This window comes from Gillisella taibaishanensis (assembly GCF_001938985.1).
Lineage (GTDB): Bacteria > Pseudomonadota > Alphaproteobacteria > Rhizobiales > Rhizobiaceae > Allorhizobium > Allorhizobium taibaishanense.
The window spans coordinates 183,966-197,818 of record NZ_MKIN01000019.1 but is presented as its reverse complement, the minus strand read 5'-3'; the positions used below and the strand labels follow the sequence as shown (position 1 = coordinate 197,818).

Annotated in this window: 14 protein-coding genes, 1 tRNA gene and 1 pseudogene; 8 read left to right on the top strand and 8 right to left on the bottom strand. The window is 57.2% G+C overall.

The window, feature by feature from the left end; genetic code table 11:
- Positions 1-96: 96 nt before the first annotated feature.
- The 3 genes from BJF91_RS04410 to BJF91_RS24720 all read left to right on the top strand — a co-directional run bounded on the left by BJF91_RS04410 (position 97) and on the right by BJF91_RS24720 (position 1,511).
- Positions 97-849: a YoaK family protein gene (locus BJF91_RS04410; RefSeq protein WP_075613422.1), complete on the top strand. Its 753-nt coding sequence runs from the start codon at positions 97-99 to the stop codon at positions 847-849.
- Positions 850-970: 121 nt separating this feature from the next.
- Positions 971-1,060, top strand: a tRNA-Ser gene (locus BJF91_RS04405).
- A gap of 121 nt (positions 1,061-1,181) precedes the next feature.
- Entirely contained in the window at positions 1,182-1,511 is a 330-nt protein-coding gene (locus BJF91_RS24720) for a hypothetical protein (protein WP_139310582.1), read from the top strand.
- Positions 1,512-1,567: 56 nt separating this feature from the next.
- Here the strand turns inward: BJF91_RS24720 and BJF91_RS04395 are convergent, their stop codons facing one another.
- From BJF91_RS04395 to BJF91_RS25265, 6 genes are read right to left on the bottom strand one after another with little or no spacing between them, the layout of a single operon-like run.
- On the bottom strand, positions 1,568-2,317 hold the full coding sequence (locus tag BJF91_RS04395) for an SURF1 family protein (RefSeq protein ID WP_083943159.1): 750 nt from the start codon (positions 2,315-2,317) through the stop codon (positions 1,568-1,570).
- A 59-nt stretch (positions 2,318-2,376) separates the two neighbouring features.
- Positions 2,377-2,775 (bottom strand): cytochrome o ubiquinol oxidase subunit IV, encoded by a 399-nt coding sequence (cyoD, locus tag BJF91_RS04390; RefSeq protein ID WP_075613262.1) that lies wholly within the window; start codon positions 2,773-2,775, stop codon positions 2,377-2,379.
- Positions 2,772-3,389, bottom strand: a complete 618-nt coding sequence (gene cyoC, locus BJF91_RS04385; protein ID WP_075613261.1) for a cytochrome o ubiquinol oxidase subunit III — start codon at positions 3,387-3,389, stop codon at positions 2,772-2,774. Before cyoC ends, cyoD begins: the two co-directional genes overlap by 4 nt.
- 4 nt (positions 3,390-3,393) lie before the next feature.
- On the bottom strand, positions 3,394-5,397 hold the full coding sequence (cyoB, locus tag BJF91_RS04380) for a cytochrome o ubiquinol oxidase subunit I (protein ID WP_075613260.1): 2,004 nt from the start codon (positions 5,395-5,397) through the stop codon (positions 3,394-3,396).
- Positions 5,398-5,437: 40 nt separating this feature from the next.
- On the bottom strand, positions 5,438-6,547 hold the full coding sequence (cyoA, locus tag BJF91_RS04375) for a ubiquinol oxidase subunit II (RefSeq protein WP_234801546.1): 1,110 nt from the start codon (positions 6,545-6,547) through the stop codon (positions 5,438-5,440).
- Positions 6,432-6,764, bottom strand: a complete 333-nt coding sequence (locus BJF91_RS25265; protein WP_234801549.1) for a hypothetical protein — start codon at positions 6,762-6,764, stop codon at positions 6,432-6,434. The genes cyoA and BJF91_RS25265 overlap by 116 nt, the downstream gene beginning before the upstream one ends.
- A 257-nt stretch (positions 6,765-7,021) precedes the next feature.
- On the opposite strand from BJF91_RS25265, the pseudogene BJF91_RS04370 reads away from it, so the two are divergent.
- The 3 genes and pseudogenes from BJF91_RS04370 to BJF91_RS04360 all read left to right on the top strand — a co-directional run.
- A pseudogene (locus tag BJF91_RS04370) lies at positions 7,022-7,498 on the top strand (sigma-70 family RNA polymerase sigma factor); the annotation flags it as partial.
- Between the two features lie 169 nt (positions 7,499-7,667).
- Entirely contained in the window at positions 7,668-8,471 is an 804-nt protein-coding gene (locus tag BJF91_RS04365; RefSeq protein WP_075613258.1) for an anti-sigma factor family protein, read from the top strand.
- Positions 8,472-8,555: 84 nt separating this feature from the next.
- Positions 8,556-9,275: a Bax inhibitor-1/YccA family protein gene (locus BJF91_RS04360; RefSeq protein ID WP_075613257.1), complete on the top strand. Its 720-nt coding sequence runs from the start codon at positions 8,556-8,558 to the stop codon at positions 9,273-9,275.
- An 85-nt stretch (positions 9,276-9,360) separates the two neighbouring features.
- Here the strand turns inward: BJF91_RS04360 and BJF91_RS04355 are convergent, their stop codons facing one another.
- Entirely contained in the window at positions 9,361-9,810 is a 450-nt protein-coding gene (locus BJF91_RS04355; RefSeq protein ID WP_075613256.1) for a pseudoazurin, read from the bottom strand.
- 213 nt (positions 9,811-10,023) lie between these two features.
- Here BJF91_RS04355 and BJF91_RS04350 point away from each other — a divergent pair, with 213 nt between their 5' ends.
- Positions 10,024-10,713, top strand: a complete 690-nt coding sequence (locus tag BJF91_RS04350) for an NnrU family protein (RefSeq protein ID WP_075613255.1) — start codon at positions 10,024-10,026, stop codon at positions 10,711-10,713.
- Positions 10,714-10,879: 166 nt separating this feature from the next.
- On the top strand, positions 10,880-12,313 hold the full coding sequence (gene eglC, locus BJF91_RS04345; protein ID WP_075613254.1) for an endo-1,3-1,4-beta-glycanase EglC: 1,434 nt from the start codon (positions 10,880-10,882) through the stop codon (positions 12,311-12,313).
- An 81-nt stretch (positions 12,314-12,394) separates the two neighbouring features.
- On the opposite strand, the gene BJF91_RS04340 is transcribed toward eglC, so the two are convergent.
- A complete protein-coding gene (locus BJF91_RS04340) occupies positions 12,395-13,729 on the bottom strand; it encodes a dicarboxylate/amino acid:cation symporter (protein WP_075613253.1) in 1,335 nt (444 codons plus the stop codon).
- Positions 13,730-13,853: the final 124 nt, after the last annotated feature.

Sequence of the window (13,853 nt, the reverse complement as noted above, 5' to 3'; positions counted from 1 at the left end):
CGCGCAGCCACTTTGGAATGGCTTGCAAACGGATTGAGCGAGGCGGAATATTCCGGTCGATCCGTCAAGCCCGGCGAGTCCACCTTTGGTTTACCGATGAAACGCCATTTTCAAAGTCTTGCCCATCGCGATCGCACCGAAACAACCGACCGCCACCTTGCATTTTATCTCACATTCATTGCCGGCGCCGCCAATGCCGGGGGATTTATGGCGATTGGGCAATACACGTCACACATGTCGGGCATCGTATCGTCCATGGCAGACAATTTGGTGCTGGGCGAGGTGAAATTGCTTCTGGTGGGAATGCTGGCGCTCGGTTTCTTTCTGTCCGGCGCAGGATGCTCCGCTATTTTGATCAATTGGGGCCGCAGACGCGACTTACGTTCGGTATACGCTCTGCCGCTGGCGGTCGAGGCTTGGCTGATGGGCCTGTTTGCGCTTAGCGGCTCGATAGGCTTCGGCAGCAAGGCAGCCGCCACGGTTTTTATCGTTGCCCTGCTTTGCTTCATCATGGGCCTCCAGAACGCCATTATCACAAAGCTGTCGGGTGCGAGGATCAGAACGACGCATGTGACGGGTCTCGTCACGGATACAGGCATCGAACTCGGCAAATTGTTCTATTGGAACGGCCATTCGGCCCGCCATAGCGCCTATCCTCCCGTCAAAGCCGACCTTGAAAAACTCTGGCTTTTGTCACGTATGGTCGGCCTGTTTTTCGGCGGCGGCGTCATCGGCGCCCTGCTTTTCCAACGGCTCGGCGTTCCCGCTGCCGCGTTCCTCGCGCTCCCACTCGCCGTTGCGTCGTTTGGACCGTTGCTCGAGGACTACCACCAACGACGCCGCGGCTAGGCAGCTGTCAATCAACAGGATATGCCAAAACTGTTGACCTTCCCGACCGGCTCATTATAAGGCCGTTTCTAGGATCTTTGTGAACCGAAAGATTCTAGGTGTCGTTAGCGACCGCCTATGCGGAAGAGTGTCCGAGTGGTTTAAGGAACCGGTCTTGAAAACCGGCGTGCGGGAGACCGTACCGTGGGTTCGAATCCCACCTCTTCCGCCATGAGGCCAACGGCCAGCCATCCTTTTTAAAAAAATACTATCAAAGGTAAAGCGCCTTTGTCGGAACTATCTCGTGCTGTTGCGATTTGAAGCAGGTAAGCATAAAACACGAGGAGACATCCATGACCATGAAATTGATCGCGGTATCGCTTTTAACCCTTGGAATGGCGACATCGGCTTTTGCACAATCGGCTGGCGGCAGCGGTGGCGGTGCGAATGGAGGTTCGGGAACATCGTCGAGCGGCTCCAGCAGCGGCGCTTCGTCCAATAGCGGCAGCGGCTCAGCCGGAAATAATTCCTCTGGCGGCGGTTCGGGCTCCATGTCCAATGGCAGCAAGAACGGCGGCGCGGATAATGACGACTGCCGTCATATGAGCGACGCGAAGACCCAGACGAACACTCAGCAGGCCGCTCCATCAGCTAGCCCGAATGCCAAGGAAACCTGCAAGTAATCACATTGATCGGCCGCAATTATCGTTGCGGACAATCATCAATCGCCCCGGCCGCTTTATTGCTCCGGGGCGATTTGCGTTTGCTTGTGGGTGATGAGAAACCAGAGAAAGACGACGCTCATCGCCGCCATGACAAACCAAGTGATTGCATATTGAAGATGGCTGTTTGGAAACTTGACCTGCGTGAGACCGCCAACAGGATAGCCACCGGGATTGTCAGTCTTATCGGCATCGATGAAGAAGGGCGCCACTGTACCGAGGTCACGCTTTTGCGCAATCGCCTGAACATCACGTGAGTACCAGCGGTCCGCTCCAGGATCATTCGAGCGCAGCAGCGTTCCGTTCGGCTCTGAGATCCGCAGTAGTCCGGACACACTGACAGGCGTGGAAATCTGCCCTGCGCTGCGGCTTGCGGAATCCTTCCGCTCAATCGGTACAAACCCTCGATTGATGAGGACCGTACCGTCATTGACCGTCTTCAGCGGGGTGATAACCCAGTAGCCTGCCCCAAGCTCGGTCGAAGCATAAACCAGCGTTTCCTTGTCGTTCTGGAATACACCCTCGGCGCGGATATGGCGGTATTCGTCATCGTCGCGGTTGATGGCTTGCCATTGCGGCGGTGCGGGCATTTCCACCGGCTCGGCATGAACCCTTGCGTCGACGCGGGCGATCAGCGCTCGCTTCCAACCCAGCCGTTCGATCTGCCAGATTCCAAGAGCGATGAACGCGGCTGTGGCCAAAAGCAGGAAACCGCACAGGGCGAGTTTCTTTGCCGTGAATTGGCGTTCGGGTTGCTGCGCAGCCATTTCATGCTCCTCAAACGGATCGGGCGGCATTTTCATGCCGCCCGCCTTTATTTTTTGCCTTAGGGCACGTTTCGCATCATGTCCGGGCTCATCGGCATCATGTTGGTGTTCAAATGATGCATGACCCAAAGCGAACCGGACAGCGCGATGACGACGACGATGATCGTGAAGATCAGCGCCATCATGTTCCAGCCGCCTTCGGACTTGGTGTTCATGTGCAGGAAGTAAATCATGTGAACTACGACCTGAATGCCGCCGAGACCCATGACGATGCCAGCCAGAAGAGCCTTGTTGTCGATCACGCCGGTCATCACGAGATAGAAGGGGATGGCCGTCAGGATCACCGACAGGATGAAGCCGATCATGTAGGTCTTCATCGAGCCGTGGCTGGCCTCATGGCCGCCATGGTGGTGACCATGGCCGTGGCCATGGGGATGTGCGTGCGTTTGGTCGTTCATCCGATCACTCCCAGCAGGTAGACGTAGGAGAATACGCCGATCCAGATAACGTCGAGGAAGTGCCAGAACATCGACAGGCACATCAGGCGACGACGGTTTGCTTCGATAAGGCCATGCTTGGCGACCTGGGACATCAGCGTGACCAACCAGACGATACCGAAGGTAACGTGCAGGCCGTGGGTACCCACCAGGGTGAAGAAGGACGACAGGAAGGCGCTGCGCTGCGGACCTGCTCCTTCATGGATCAGGTGGATGAACTCATAGAGTTCGAGCGTGATGAACACCGCGCCGAACAGGCCTGTCACGGCCAGCCACAACAGCGTCGCGGTCTTGTTGTTCTTTTCCATCGACAGCATGGCAAAGCCATAGGTGATCGAGGAGAACAGCAGCATCGCGGTGTTGATAGCAACCAGCTTCAGGTCGAACAGGTCAGCCGGGGCCGGACCGGCCGCATAATTGCGGCCGAGAACGGCATAGGTGGCAAACAGCATCGCGAAGATCAGGCAGTCGCTCATCAGATACAGCCAGAACCCAAGGTTCGTGCTGCTTTCCGGATGATGCTCCTCCGTCAGGTAGAATTCCGGCTTTGCGGTTTTTAAAGTTCTGGGATCCATCAGATCATCCCTTCCTTGCCAGAAGCGCGGTCCGCGTAGCCTCGGTATTCACCACCTCTTCGGCGGAGATGTAGAAGTCGCGGTTGTAGTTGAAGGTGTGCGAGATCGAGACCGCAACGATGGCCACGAAGGACGCAATGGCGAGCCACCACATGTACCAGATCAGACCGAATGCCATGGCGACGCTGAGACCCGCCAGGATGACACCCGTTCCGGTGTTCTTCGGCATGTGGATCGGCTTGAAGCCAAGCAGCGGACGGCTATAGCCACGCTTCTTCATGTCGTCCCAGGCATCCGTATCGTGGACAACTGGGGTGAAGGCGAAGTTATAGGCCGGCGGCGGCGAGGAAATCGACCATTCCAGCGTACGGCCGTTCCACGGATCGCCCGTCAGGTCAGCCAGTTCTGCACGTCGCAAGTAGCTGACGACGAGCTGGATGATGAACGAGGCGATGCCAAGTGCGATCAGGCAGGCGCCGAAGGCGGCGATGATGAACCAGATCTGCAAAGACGGATCGTCGAACTGGCTCATGCGGCGGGTTACGCCCATCAGGCCGAGAACGTAGAGCGGCATGAAGGCGAAGTAGAAACCGACCAGCCAGAACCAGAAGGACATCTTGCCCCAGAACGGATCGAGCTTGTAGCCGAATGCCTTTGGAAACCAGAAGGTTACGCCAGCCATCAGACCGAAGACCACGCCGCCGATGATGACATTATGGAAGTGGGCGATCAGGAACAGCGAGTTGTGCAGCACGAAGTCAGCCGGGGGAACGGCCAGCAGAACGCCGGTCATACCGCCGATGACGAAGGTCACCATGAAGCCCATGGTCCAGAGCATAGGAACTTCGAACCGGATGCGGCCACGATACATCGTGAACAGCCAGTTGAAGATCTTGGCGCCTGTCGGAACCGAGATGATCATCGTGGTGATGCCGAAGAACGAGTTTACGCTGGCGCCGGAACCCATGGTGAAGAAGTGGTGCAGCCAGACCAGATAAGACAGGACCGTGATGCAGACCGTTGCATAAACCATGGACGTGTAGCCGAACAGGCGCTTGCCCGAGAAGGTCGAAACCACTTCGGAGAAGATGCCGAAGGCCGGCAGAACCAGGATATAGACTTCCGGGTGACCCCAGATCCAGATCAGGTTCACATACATCATCGGATTGCCGCCGAGATCATTGGTGAAGAAGTTGGTGCCGACATAACGGTCGAGCGTCAACAGAGCCAAAGTCGCGGTCAGGATCGGGAAGCTGGCAACGATCAGCACGTTGGTGCAGAGCGAGGTCCAGGTGAAGATAGGCATCTTCATCATGGTCATGCCGGGAGCGCGCATCTTGACGATCGTCGCAATCAGATTGATGCCTGACAACGTCGTACCAACACCCGCGACCTGTAGGCCCCAGATATAATAGTCGACACCGACGCCAGGGCTGTAGTCACCACCCGACAGCGGCGGATAGGCCAGCCAGCCCGTGCGGGCGAATTCGCCGACGAACAGCGAAATCATCACAATCACAGCACCGGCAACCGTCATCCAGAAGGAGAAGTTGTTGAGGAACGGGAAGGACACGTCGCGCGCGCCGATCTGAAGCGGAACCACAAGGTTCATCAGGCCGGTCACGAAAGGCATCGCCATGAAGAAGATCATGATAACGCCGTGCGCGGTAAAGACCTGGTCATAGTGGTGCGGCGGCAGGAAGCCTTCGTTTCCGTTGAACGCCATGGCCTGCTGGCCACGCATCATCAACGCGTCGGCAAAGCCGCGCAGCAACATGATGAGCGCCAGGATGACGTACATGACGCCGATCTTCTTGTGATCGACGCTGGTGAACCATTCCTTCCAGAGATAGCCCCAAAGGCGGAAATAGGTCACGGCGCCCAGCACGGCACCACCGCCGAGCGCAACGGCCACGAATGTCATGATCAGAATGGGCTCATGATACGGGATCGCATCGAGCGTCAGCCGGCCGAAGATAAACTTCATAAGGTCTGGGTTAGAAAACATGGGAAGCCCCGTTTATGTTGAATCTCGCGGTGTCGCCTGCTCAGTTTTTCGGCTGAGCGGGCGCGGTCGCGCCGTTGTCGGTGGCCGGCATGTCCATCCCGGACATGTCCATTCCAGGCATGGAGTGCCCGGCCATGGAATGGGTCGCATGATTGCCAGCATCCTTTGCGGCAGCGTCGGTGGTCGAAGCAACCGGCATGCTGTCTGTCGCAGGGGCGGCTTCAGAATGCTTGGAAGCATCTGCATCCGCACCGTGGCTAGGGCTGACACTGAGATCGACGCCGCGGTTGTCGTACTGCAGCTTTTCGCGGTTCTCTGCGCTTTCCTTGCCGGCGCCGCCCATCATGTCGATATGCATCATGTTGCTCGCGCACATTTTCGCAGGGTCGACACACATGTTGATGATGGCGTTGAAAAGGTCCTTGTCAGCCGAAGCGAAGTAGCGAACAGGATCCTTTTCGCTCGGCTTTTCGAGCTTCATGTAGGCGTCTCGGTTGAGGGCGGTACCATTGGCTTTCACCTGGGCAACCCAATCGGCGAAGCCCTTGTCGCTCATACCATGGAACTTGAAGCGCATATGCGAGAAGCCGGCGCCCGAATAGTTCGCGGAAAAGCCGTCATAGACGCCTTCCTTATTGATCACGCCGTGCAGGCTGGTCTGCATACCAGGCATGGCATAGATCTGGCCGGCGAGGGCAGGGATGTAGAAGGAGTTCATCACCGACTGGGCCGTGATCTTGAAATTGATCGGCACATCGACCGGCGCCGCCAGCTCGTTAACCGTGGCGATCCCCAGATCCGGATAGATGAACATCCACTTCCAGTCGAGCGCGACGACTTCCACCGTCAGCGGCTTTACGTCTGCGGGAATAGCGCGTTCGGCGTCAATCCGCTCAAGCGGGCGATAAGGATCGAGCTTGTGGGTGGAGATCCAGGTGACCGATGCCAGAACGACGATGATGGCAATTGGCGCGGACCACACCAATATTTCGATCTTGGTCGAGTGGTTCCAGTCTGGCAGATAGATCGCCGATTTATTCGATGCGCGGTATTTCCACGCGAAAAACAGGGTGAGCAGGATCACCGGAATAATGATGAGCAGCATCAAAGCGGTCGAGAAAACCACGAGATCGCGTTGCTGCGCTGCAATATCGCCAGCAGGCGACATAACGACCAGATTGCAGCCCGAAAGCAGCAACAGGGGCAAAAGCATTAGGGAGGATAAGATCGGGAATTTTTTCATTACTTTGACTCTCATCAAGCGCATGAGGGCGAATTAATCCTTTTCCGCGCAGATTAAATGCGCGTTTTGTCGCAGGCGCTGTTGCTAATGTAGGAATGGTGTCCTGACATCGAGTGCGTGTCATTCTTTGAGACCAATCGATCGCGAACGGAAAACCCTTGTGATTCAGTGGGTTCTAATGACGTGTTTCTTCGCAGTTGCGAGATGGGATCGGCACAATTTCGCGCTTTGGCACATCCGAAAATGCCAATAATCAAATTGTCGCACCCTTGAAATTTTCGTGATGGATGAGCCGCGCGCTCAATGTTGCCCGGTCTACCTTTTTTGCAAAAAAAGTTTCGTGCCCTGGAATAGGGTGAGGGACGGCTGCGTATATAGGGCATGAACACGAAAAACGGCTCATTCGATGTGATCGGACAATTGGCAGCGCTCCGGCGCTACGCCTTGTCACTGGTGCGCAACGCGGATGATGCCGAAGACCTCGTCAATGATGCCTTGGTAAAGGCTTACGAGCATCAGCAGAGCTTCCGCAGCGGCGGCAATATCCGTTCCTGGCTGTTTTCCATTCTGCACAATGCTCATGTCGACGCCCTGCGCAGGAAGAAGTCGGGCGCCCGGCGCGATGCCGCCGCTGCTGATCTTGTCGATCCCGTGATCGATGGCGGGCAGGAGCAGACAGTGCGGCTCACACAATTGCGGCGCGCTTTCATGGATCTGCCCGAAGAGCAGCGGCAGGCTCTGCATCTCGTTGCGATCGAGGAGCTCTCCTACCAGGAGGCGGCAGAGGTGCTGGGAATTCCAGTGGGCACACTGATGTCACGGCTGTCGAGGGCGAGGGGCCGTCTGCGGGAGTTTGAGGCGACGGACGCAAAGCAAAGCCGCAAGGCACTGCCAGCACCCGTCGCGCAGGACAAAAACGACGGGCCGGTCAATGGTCAGGCTATGGGCCATTCCACGGGAACGTCCAAAGGCAAGGATCGCCCCCACGCGACTGGCCCTGTCAATCTGCGTATCGTCGGAGGTAACGATGACAAAACACCATGATCCGATCCAGGATTGCGATCTGCAGGCCTATATCGACGATCAGTTGACCGCCCAACGGCGGATCGAAGTCGAGGCACATCTGTCTGCCAAGCCCGATGCGGCGGCGCGGATGATGGCGGATCTGCGGGTGCGCGACGAGTTGCGGCTTGCACTTTCAGCAAAAGGTGACGACGTCCCGAGGCTGCAGACAAGGGCTGCGGCGCGGAGACTGGAGCAGGCCCTTCAACAACGCGGGCGCTCGGTGGTGCTTCGGCGCGTGGCTTCTGTCGTGCTGCTGATCGGGGCGGGATGGGTTGGCCATTCTCTCATCAATCCATTCGGTGCTACCCCGGTTGTCGCTTCTGTCCCGACACCAGCCTTTGTGCGCGAGGCGTTGCAGGCCCACGATGCCACGGTGCTGCGCGAAAGCCTGCATCCGCAACAGCCAGCAGATGCGTCGGCAAAGTCTGCAACCATGCAGTTCGATCCCAAGGATATTCGTGCCGCCACTGGCATTGTCATCCCGCAGTTGCCGGGGGGCTGGAGCGTGGCGGACAGCCAGATATTCCCCTCCGATTTCGGCCCAAGCGTCGAAATGGCGTTGAAGCCGAAGCGCGGCGCGGAGGTAACCCTATTTGCCGCCCGGACGGGGTCGTTCGCCGTCCAAAATGTGACGGTTGCCCAAGCCGATGGCGCGAAAGCCGCTTACTGGCAAATCGGCGAAGTTGCTTATGCCCTGGTCTCGAAGGACCGTCAGGCTGATGAGTTGCAGGACGCCGCCAATCAGCTCGCACGCAGCCTCTATTAAAGGCGCAAGCGCCGGAAACTCGCATGATTTCCGGCGCCTGCCGCTGGCTACCAAGTTTTAACATTATCAAGAGGAGATCCAAATATGGAACCCGTCAATAGAGAACAAATCGGCTGGGGTGCGCAGGCACAGGCTGGCGCACAGTTCGATCAGGGACTGCGCCAGCACATGCTGCGCGTCTATAATTATATGGGCCTCGGCCTCGTCATCACCGGCATTGTCGCCCTGATCGTCGGCACGACACCGGCGCTCTACGTGCCGATTTTCCAGTCGCCGCTGAAGTGGGTGGTGATGCTTGCGCCTCTGGCCTTCGTATTCTTCTTCTCGTTCCGCCTTCAGACCATGTCGGCCAGTGCTGCGCAAATGGCGTTCTGGGCGTTCTGCGCGGTCATGGGTCTCTCGATGGCCTCGGTTTTCCTTGTGTTTACCGGCACCAGCATCGCCCGAACCTTCTTCATTGCCGCGACGATGTTTGGCGCCATGAGCCTGTACGGCTACACGACGAAGCGTGATCTGTCGAAATTCGGTTCCTTCATGATGATGGGCCTGATCGGCGTGGTTATCGCGTCGGTTGTCAATATCTTCCTGGGCTCAAGCGCGTTGCAGTTTGCCATTTCGGTCATCGGCATTCTGGTGTTCGTTGGCCTGACGGCCTGGGATACCCAGAACATCAAGGAACAGTATGCCGAGAATATCGGCCAGGCATCCCAGCAGAAGCTCGCCGTGTTCGGAGCTCTTTCGCTTTACCTGAATTTCGTCAACATCTTCCAGCTGCTGCTGAATTTTACGGGCGAACGCGAATAACCACACTCACTGACATCAGATAGGGAAAGCCGCCGGTCATGACGACCGGCGGCTTTTCCATCTCCGGCGATCAGTTCCGGCTGGTTTAATGCAAAGAGTCGAGTTCGGCCTGTAGCTTGTCCTTTGCCTTCTTCGGAAGGGTGGAAGCGGCAAATGCAGCGGCATTTGCTGCAGGCACGTCACCGACCACAACCACGGCAACCATGCCCATAGCCATATGCGGCGCGCATTTCACGCCATAGGCGCCAGACTGCGTGAAGGTCACCTTCACGGGATCATTGATCTTGCCTTTGAACAGTTCTGCACCTTCAGGTACCAGACCAGCAATCGCCTCTGCGCTATGGGACTTGTCGGTGGGAATGAAGGTGACCGTATCGCCGGGCGCAATTTTTAACGCCGAAGGTTCAAATACCATCGTCGAACCGTCAGCTCCCTTATTCAACATGTGAATTTCAAAATCGGCAGCGAAGGTCGGAACGGTAGCGACGGCGCTGAGCAGGGCAACGGCGGCGAGATGTTTCAGGGCGAGATTCATGATTTTCACTTTCGTCTGTATTTATCGAGCGTGTCTGTATGTAGGTCGTCTGTGAGTGTCTGGGTCAGCTTTTAAAGCACGAGTGAGGACATCGCTTTGATCTTGCGCAAATCGCGCATTCGTGAATGGGCGGATAGATGGTTTCGATAGAGCCGCGTGGTAAAGCCGCCTTGATGACGGCGCCGCACCTCTTACCTCTTCCTGGACTGACGCATGGTTGATCTTTTTCTCGCCTTTTTCTGCTTCCTGGCGCTCCATTCCCTGCCGGCCCTGCCTGCGGTCAAGCAGAGGCTGATCGGCCTCATCGGACGGCCCGTCTACATGGCACTCTATTCGCTGCTGTCGCTCGCCACCCTCGTCTGGGTCTTTTACGCTTTCATGGAGGCTGATGATGTTGCTCTATGGCTGGATCGGGCATGGCAGGCCTGGATCACGCTGGCGCTGGCGCCGATAGGCCTTTTCCTCGTCATCTGCGGCCTGAGCAGCCCTAATCCTGCGTCAATTACCTTCCGCAAGAACCAGCAGCCGGGGGCAATCGTGGCACTGACCCGCCACCCTGTCCTCTGGGGATTTTTCCTCTGGGCATTCGGCCATATCTTCCCAAACGGTGAGTTGCGTGGCGTTGTCCTGTTCGGTGGCTTTGCGATCTTCTCACTTGTCGGGATCATCATTCTGGAGCGGCGCAGCAGCCGCAAGCTCGGTACCGCCTGGAATGACTTTGCGGGCAAAACCTCAATCGTGCCCTTTGCCGCCTTTGTTGCAGGCCGCACCCGGCTCGGCGTCGACCGCGACATGGTATTTGCTCTGGCGATCACCGTTATCGGCACGTTCGCTTTGTTATTCGCCTTCCATGAAGTCCTATTCGGCGTGGACCCACTGCTGCTTGCGCTCTACGGCGTGTGATTTGATGGACCATTTTTGATCAATTTGTTCCGAAGTGGAGCAACTTTATAGAGTGAGCCTGCCCGACCTCCAAAAACCTTGCCATTATGGGAAAGATCGTTTGGCCAAATGCGAATAAACTCCTATAGTCCCGTTATCGGCATGACGGCAACGGGACGAGGTTCGCATGGCCAGCAAATATCTTCTCAACGCATTGGGTGAGGCGCTCTATTACAGCGGCGATCCGAACCATTGGTATTCCGCGACGGGCAGCGGTCTGACACTCAACGGCTCGAGTGGCAATGACGCGATGTATGGCGACAGCTCCGTCAATGTCACCATGAATGGCGGTGCGGGCGATGACGTCTACTACCTCTATTCCACGCTCAATCACGCCAGCGAGGCCGGCGGCTCCGGCATCGACACGGTCAATACCTGGATGAGCTATACGCTCGGAGATGGTATCGAAAATCTCGTGGTGACGGGTGACAACCGCTACGCTTTCGGCAACGGCCTCAACAACATCATCACCGGGGGCACCGGCAGCCAGACAATCGACGGTTATGGCGGCAACGACATCCTGATCGGCGGCGGCGGGGCAGACACGTTCGTGTTCAGCATGGGCAATGGCAGCGACCGGATCACCGATTTTTCCAGTGACGACAAGATCCGCCTGCAAAACTACGACTACTCGTCCTTCGATCAGGTGGTCAGCCACATGACGCAGAAGGGCAGCGATGTTTCGCTCGATCTTGGGCATGGCGAAAGCATCCTGTTCAGCGGGACGAACATTTCCAATTTCACCTCGGATCAGTTCCAGCTGACACTCGATCGGACGCATCTAACCCAGACATTCTCCGACGACTTCAACAGCCTCTCCCTCCATCATGGCACAAGCGGCACCTGGGATACCGGCTATAGCTGGTTCGCGGCCAATGGCGGCACGCTGACGGATAACAGCGAACTCGAATGGTACGTCAATCCCTCCTATGCGGGCACATCGTCGGTCAATCCGTTCTCAGTATCCAATGGCGTTCTGACGATTACCGCCGCCAACGCATCGAGCAGCGTTCAGAGCGAAATCAACGGCTATAAATACACCTCGGGCATGTTGACGACTGAATCTACCTTTGGCCAGACCTATGGCTATTTCGAAATGCGTGCCGACGTGCCGAACGATCAGGGCGCGTGGCCGGCTTTCTGGTTATTGCCGACCAACGGCAACTGGCCGCCGGAACTCGATGTGATGGAAATGCGCGGACAGAAGCAGGGAGAAATTTTCGTTACCGCGCATAGCGCCTCTTCAGGCACCAATGTCGCCAATGCTGGGACGATTTACACCGACACCGAAGGCTATCACACCTACGGCGTCTTGTGGACGGAGTCGAAGCTGACCTGGTATGTCGACGATGTCGCGGTCCGCCAGATCGACACGCCGGCGGACATGCATCAGTCCATGTATATGGTTGTCAACCTGGCAGTTGGCGGCATGGCTGGCACACCAAGCGCCACTGACTTCGCTGATGGCTCGCAATTGAAGATCGACTATATCAAGGCCTATTCGCTGGATGAGCATACGGCCAGTGCCGCGACCACGACGACAGCCGATCATCTTCTGTAAGACTTTCCTCCCTCGATAAAAACGCCAAAGCCCCGGCAAGACCGGGGCTTTGCGTATTCCGGAAGACGGCACCGAAAGAGCTTATGCAGCAGCCGCTACGGGTGTCGCCACCACGTCGATTTCCTCTGGCAATTCTCCGGCCATGGCGGCCTTGAACTGCGTCTCGTCCAATTCATTTTCCCAACGAGCGACAACCACGGTCGCAACGGCATTGCCGATGAAGTTGGTCAGCGCCCGGCATTCCGACATGAAGCGGTCGATGCCGAGGATTAGCGCCATGCCAGCAACCGGCACGGAAGGAACAACCGAGAGAGTAGCAGCCAGCGTGATGAAGCCGGCACCGGTGATGCCGGCAGCACCCTTCGAGCTCAGCATCGCCACCAGCAGCAGCAGGATCTGGTCGCCGAGCGACAGCTGAATGTCCGTCGCCTGGGCAATGAACAGAGCGGCCAGCGTCATGTAGATATTGGTACCGTCAAGGTTGAAGGAGTAACCGGTCGGAATAACCAGACCGACGACCGAGCGCTTGCAGCCGGCGCGTTCCATCTTCGCCATCAGACCGGGCAGGGCGGCTTCCGAAGAGGAAGTGCCGAGCACGAGCAGCAGTTCTTCTTTCACATAGCGGATCAGCGCCAGAATGGAGAAGCCGTTATAGCGGGCGACAGCGCCCAGCACGACCAGGACGAACAGCGCCGAGGTCAGGTAGAATGTACCGATCAGGTAAGCGAGATTAGCGACAGAGCCGATGCCGTATTTGCCAATGGTGAATGCCATGGCGCCGAAGGCACCGATCGGTGCGGCCTTCATCAGGATAGCCACCAGCTTGAACACCGGTGCCATCAGTGCCTGAAGAAAATTGGTGACAGGCTTGCCGAGATCGCCAACCATGGCCAGCGCCACGCCGAACAGCACTGAGAAGAACAGGACCTGGAGAATATCGCCTTTGGCGAAAGCGCCGACGATCGTGTCCGGAATGATGTTCATCAGGAAGCCGGTGATGGTCGAATCATGCGCCTGCTGCGCATAGCTCGCAACGGCCTTTCCATCCAACGTCGCCGGATTGATGTGCATGCCCGTGCCGGGCTGCAAGACATTCGAGACAATCATGCCGACGATCAAGGCGAGCGTCGAAAAGCACAGGAAGTAAATCATCGCCTTGCCAGCAACGCGACCGACCTTCTTAAGATCAGACATGCCGGCAATACCGGTCGCTACGGTCAGGAAGATGACCGGCGCGATCACCATCTTCACCAGCTTGATGAAGGCGTCGCCGAGCGGCTTAAGCGCCTCGCCGGTCTGCGGGTAAAAATGGCCAAGTGCAATGCCGGCGATAATCGCGACGACAACCTGGAAATAAAGGTGACGGTAGAATGGAAGCTTGCCGCCGTGCGAGGCGGTCGGGGTCGAAATCTGCATCGGATCCTCCGGTAGGCGCTCCCAACCGAACATCGGCCTCCCGGGAGCTTATGCAATTTGCCAACATCAACAGCGATGTTGGCATAGGCTAGGCAATCGCCGTGCCAGGATGCTGAGCGTCGTT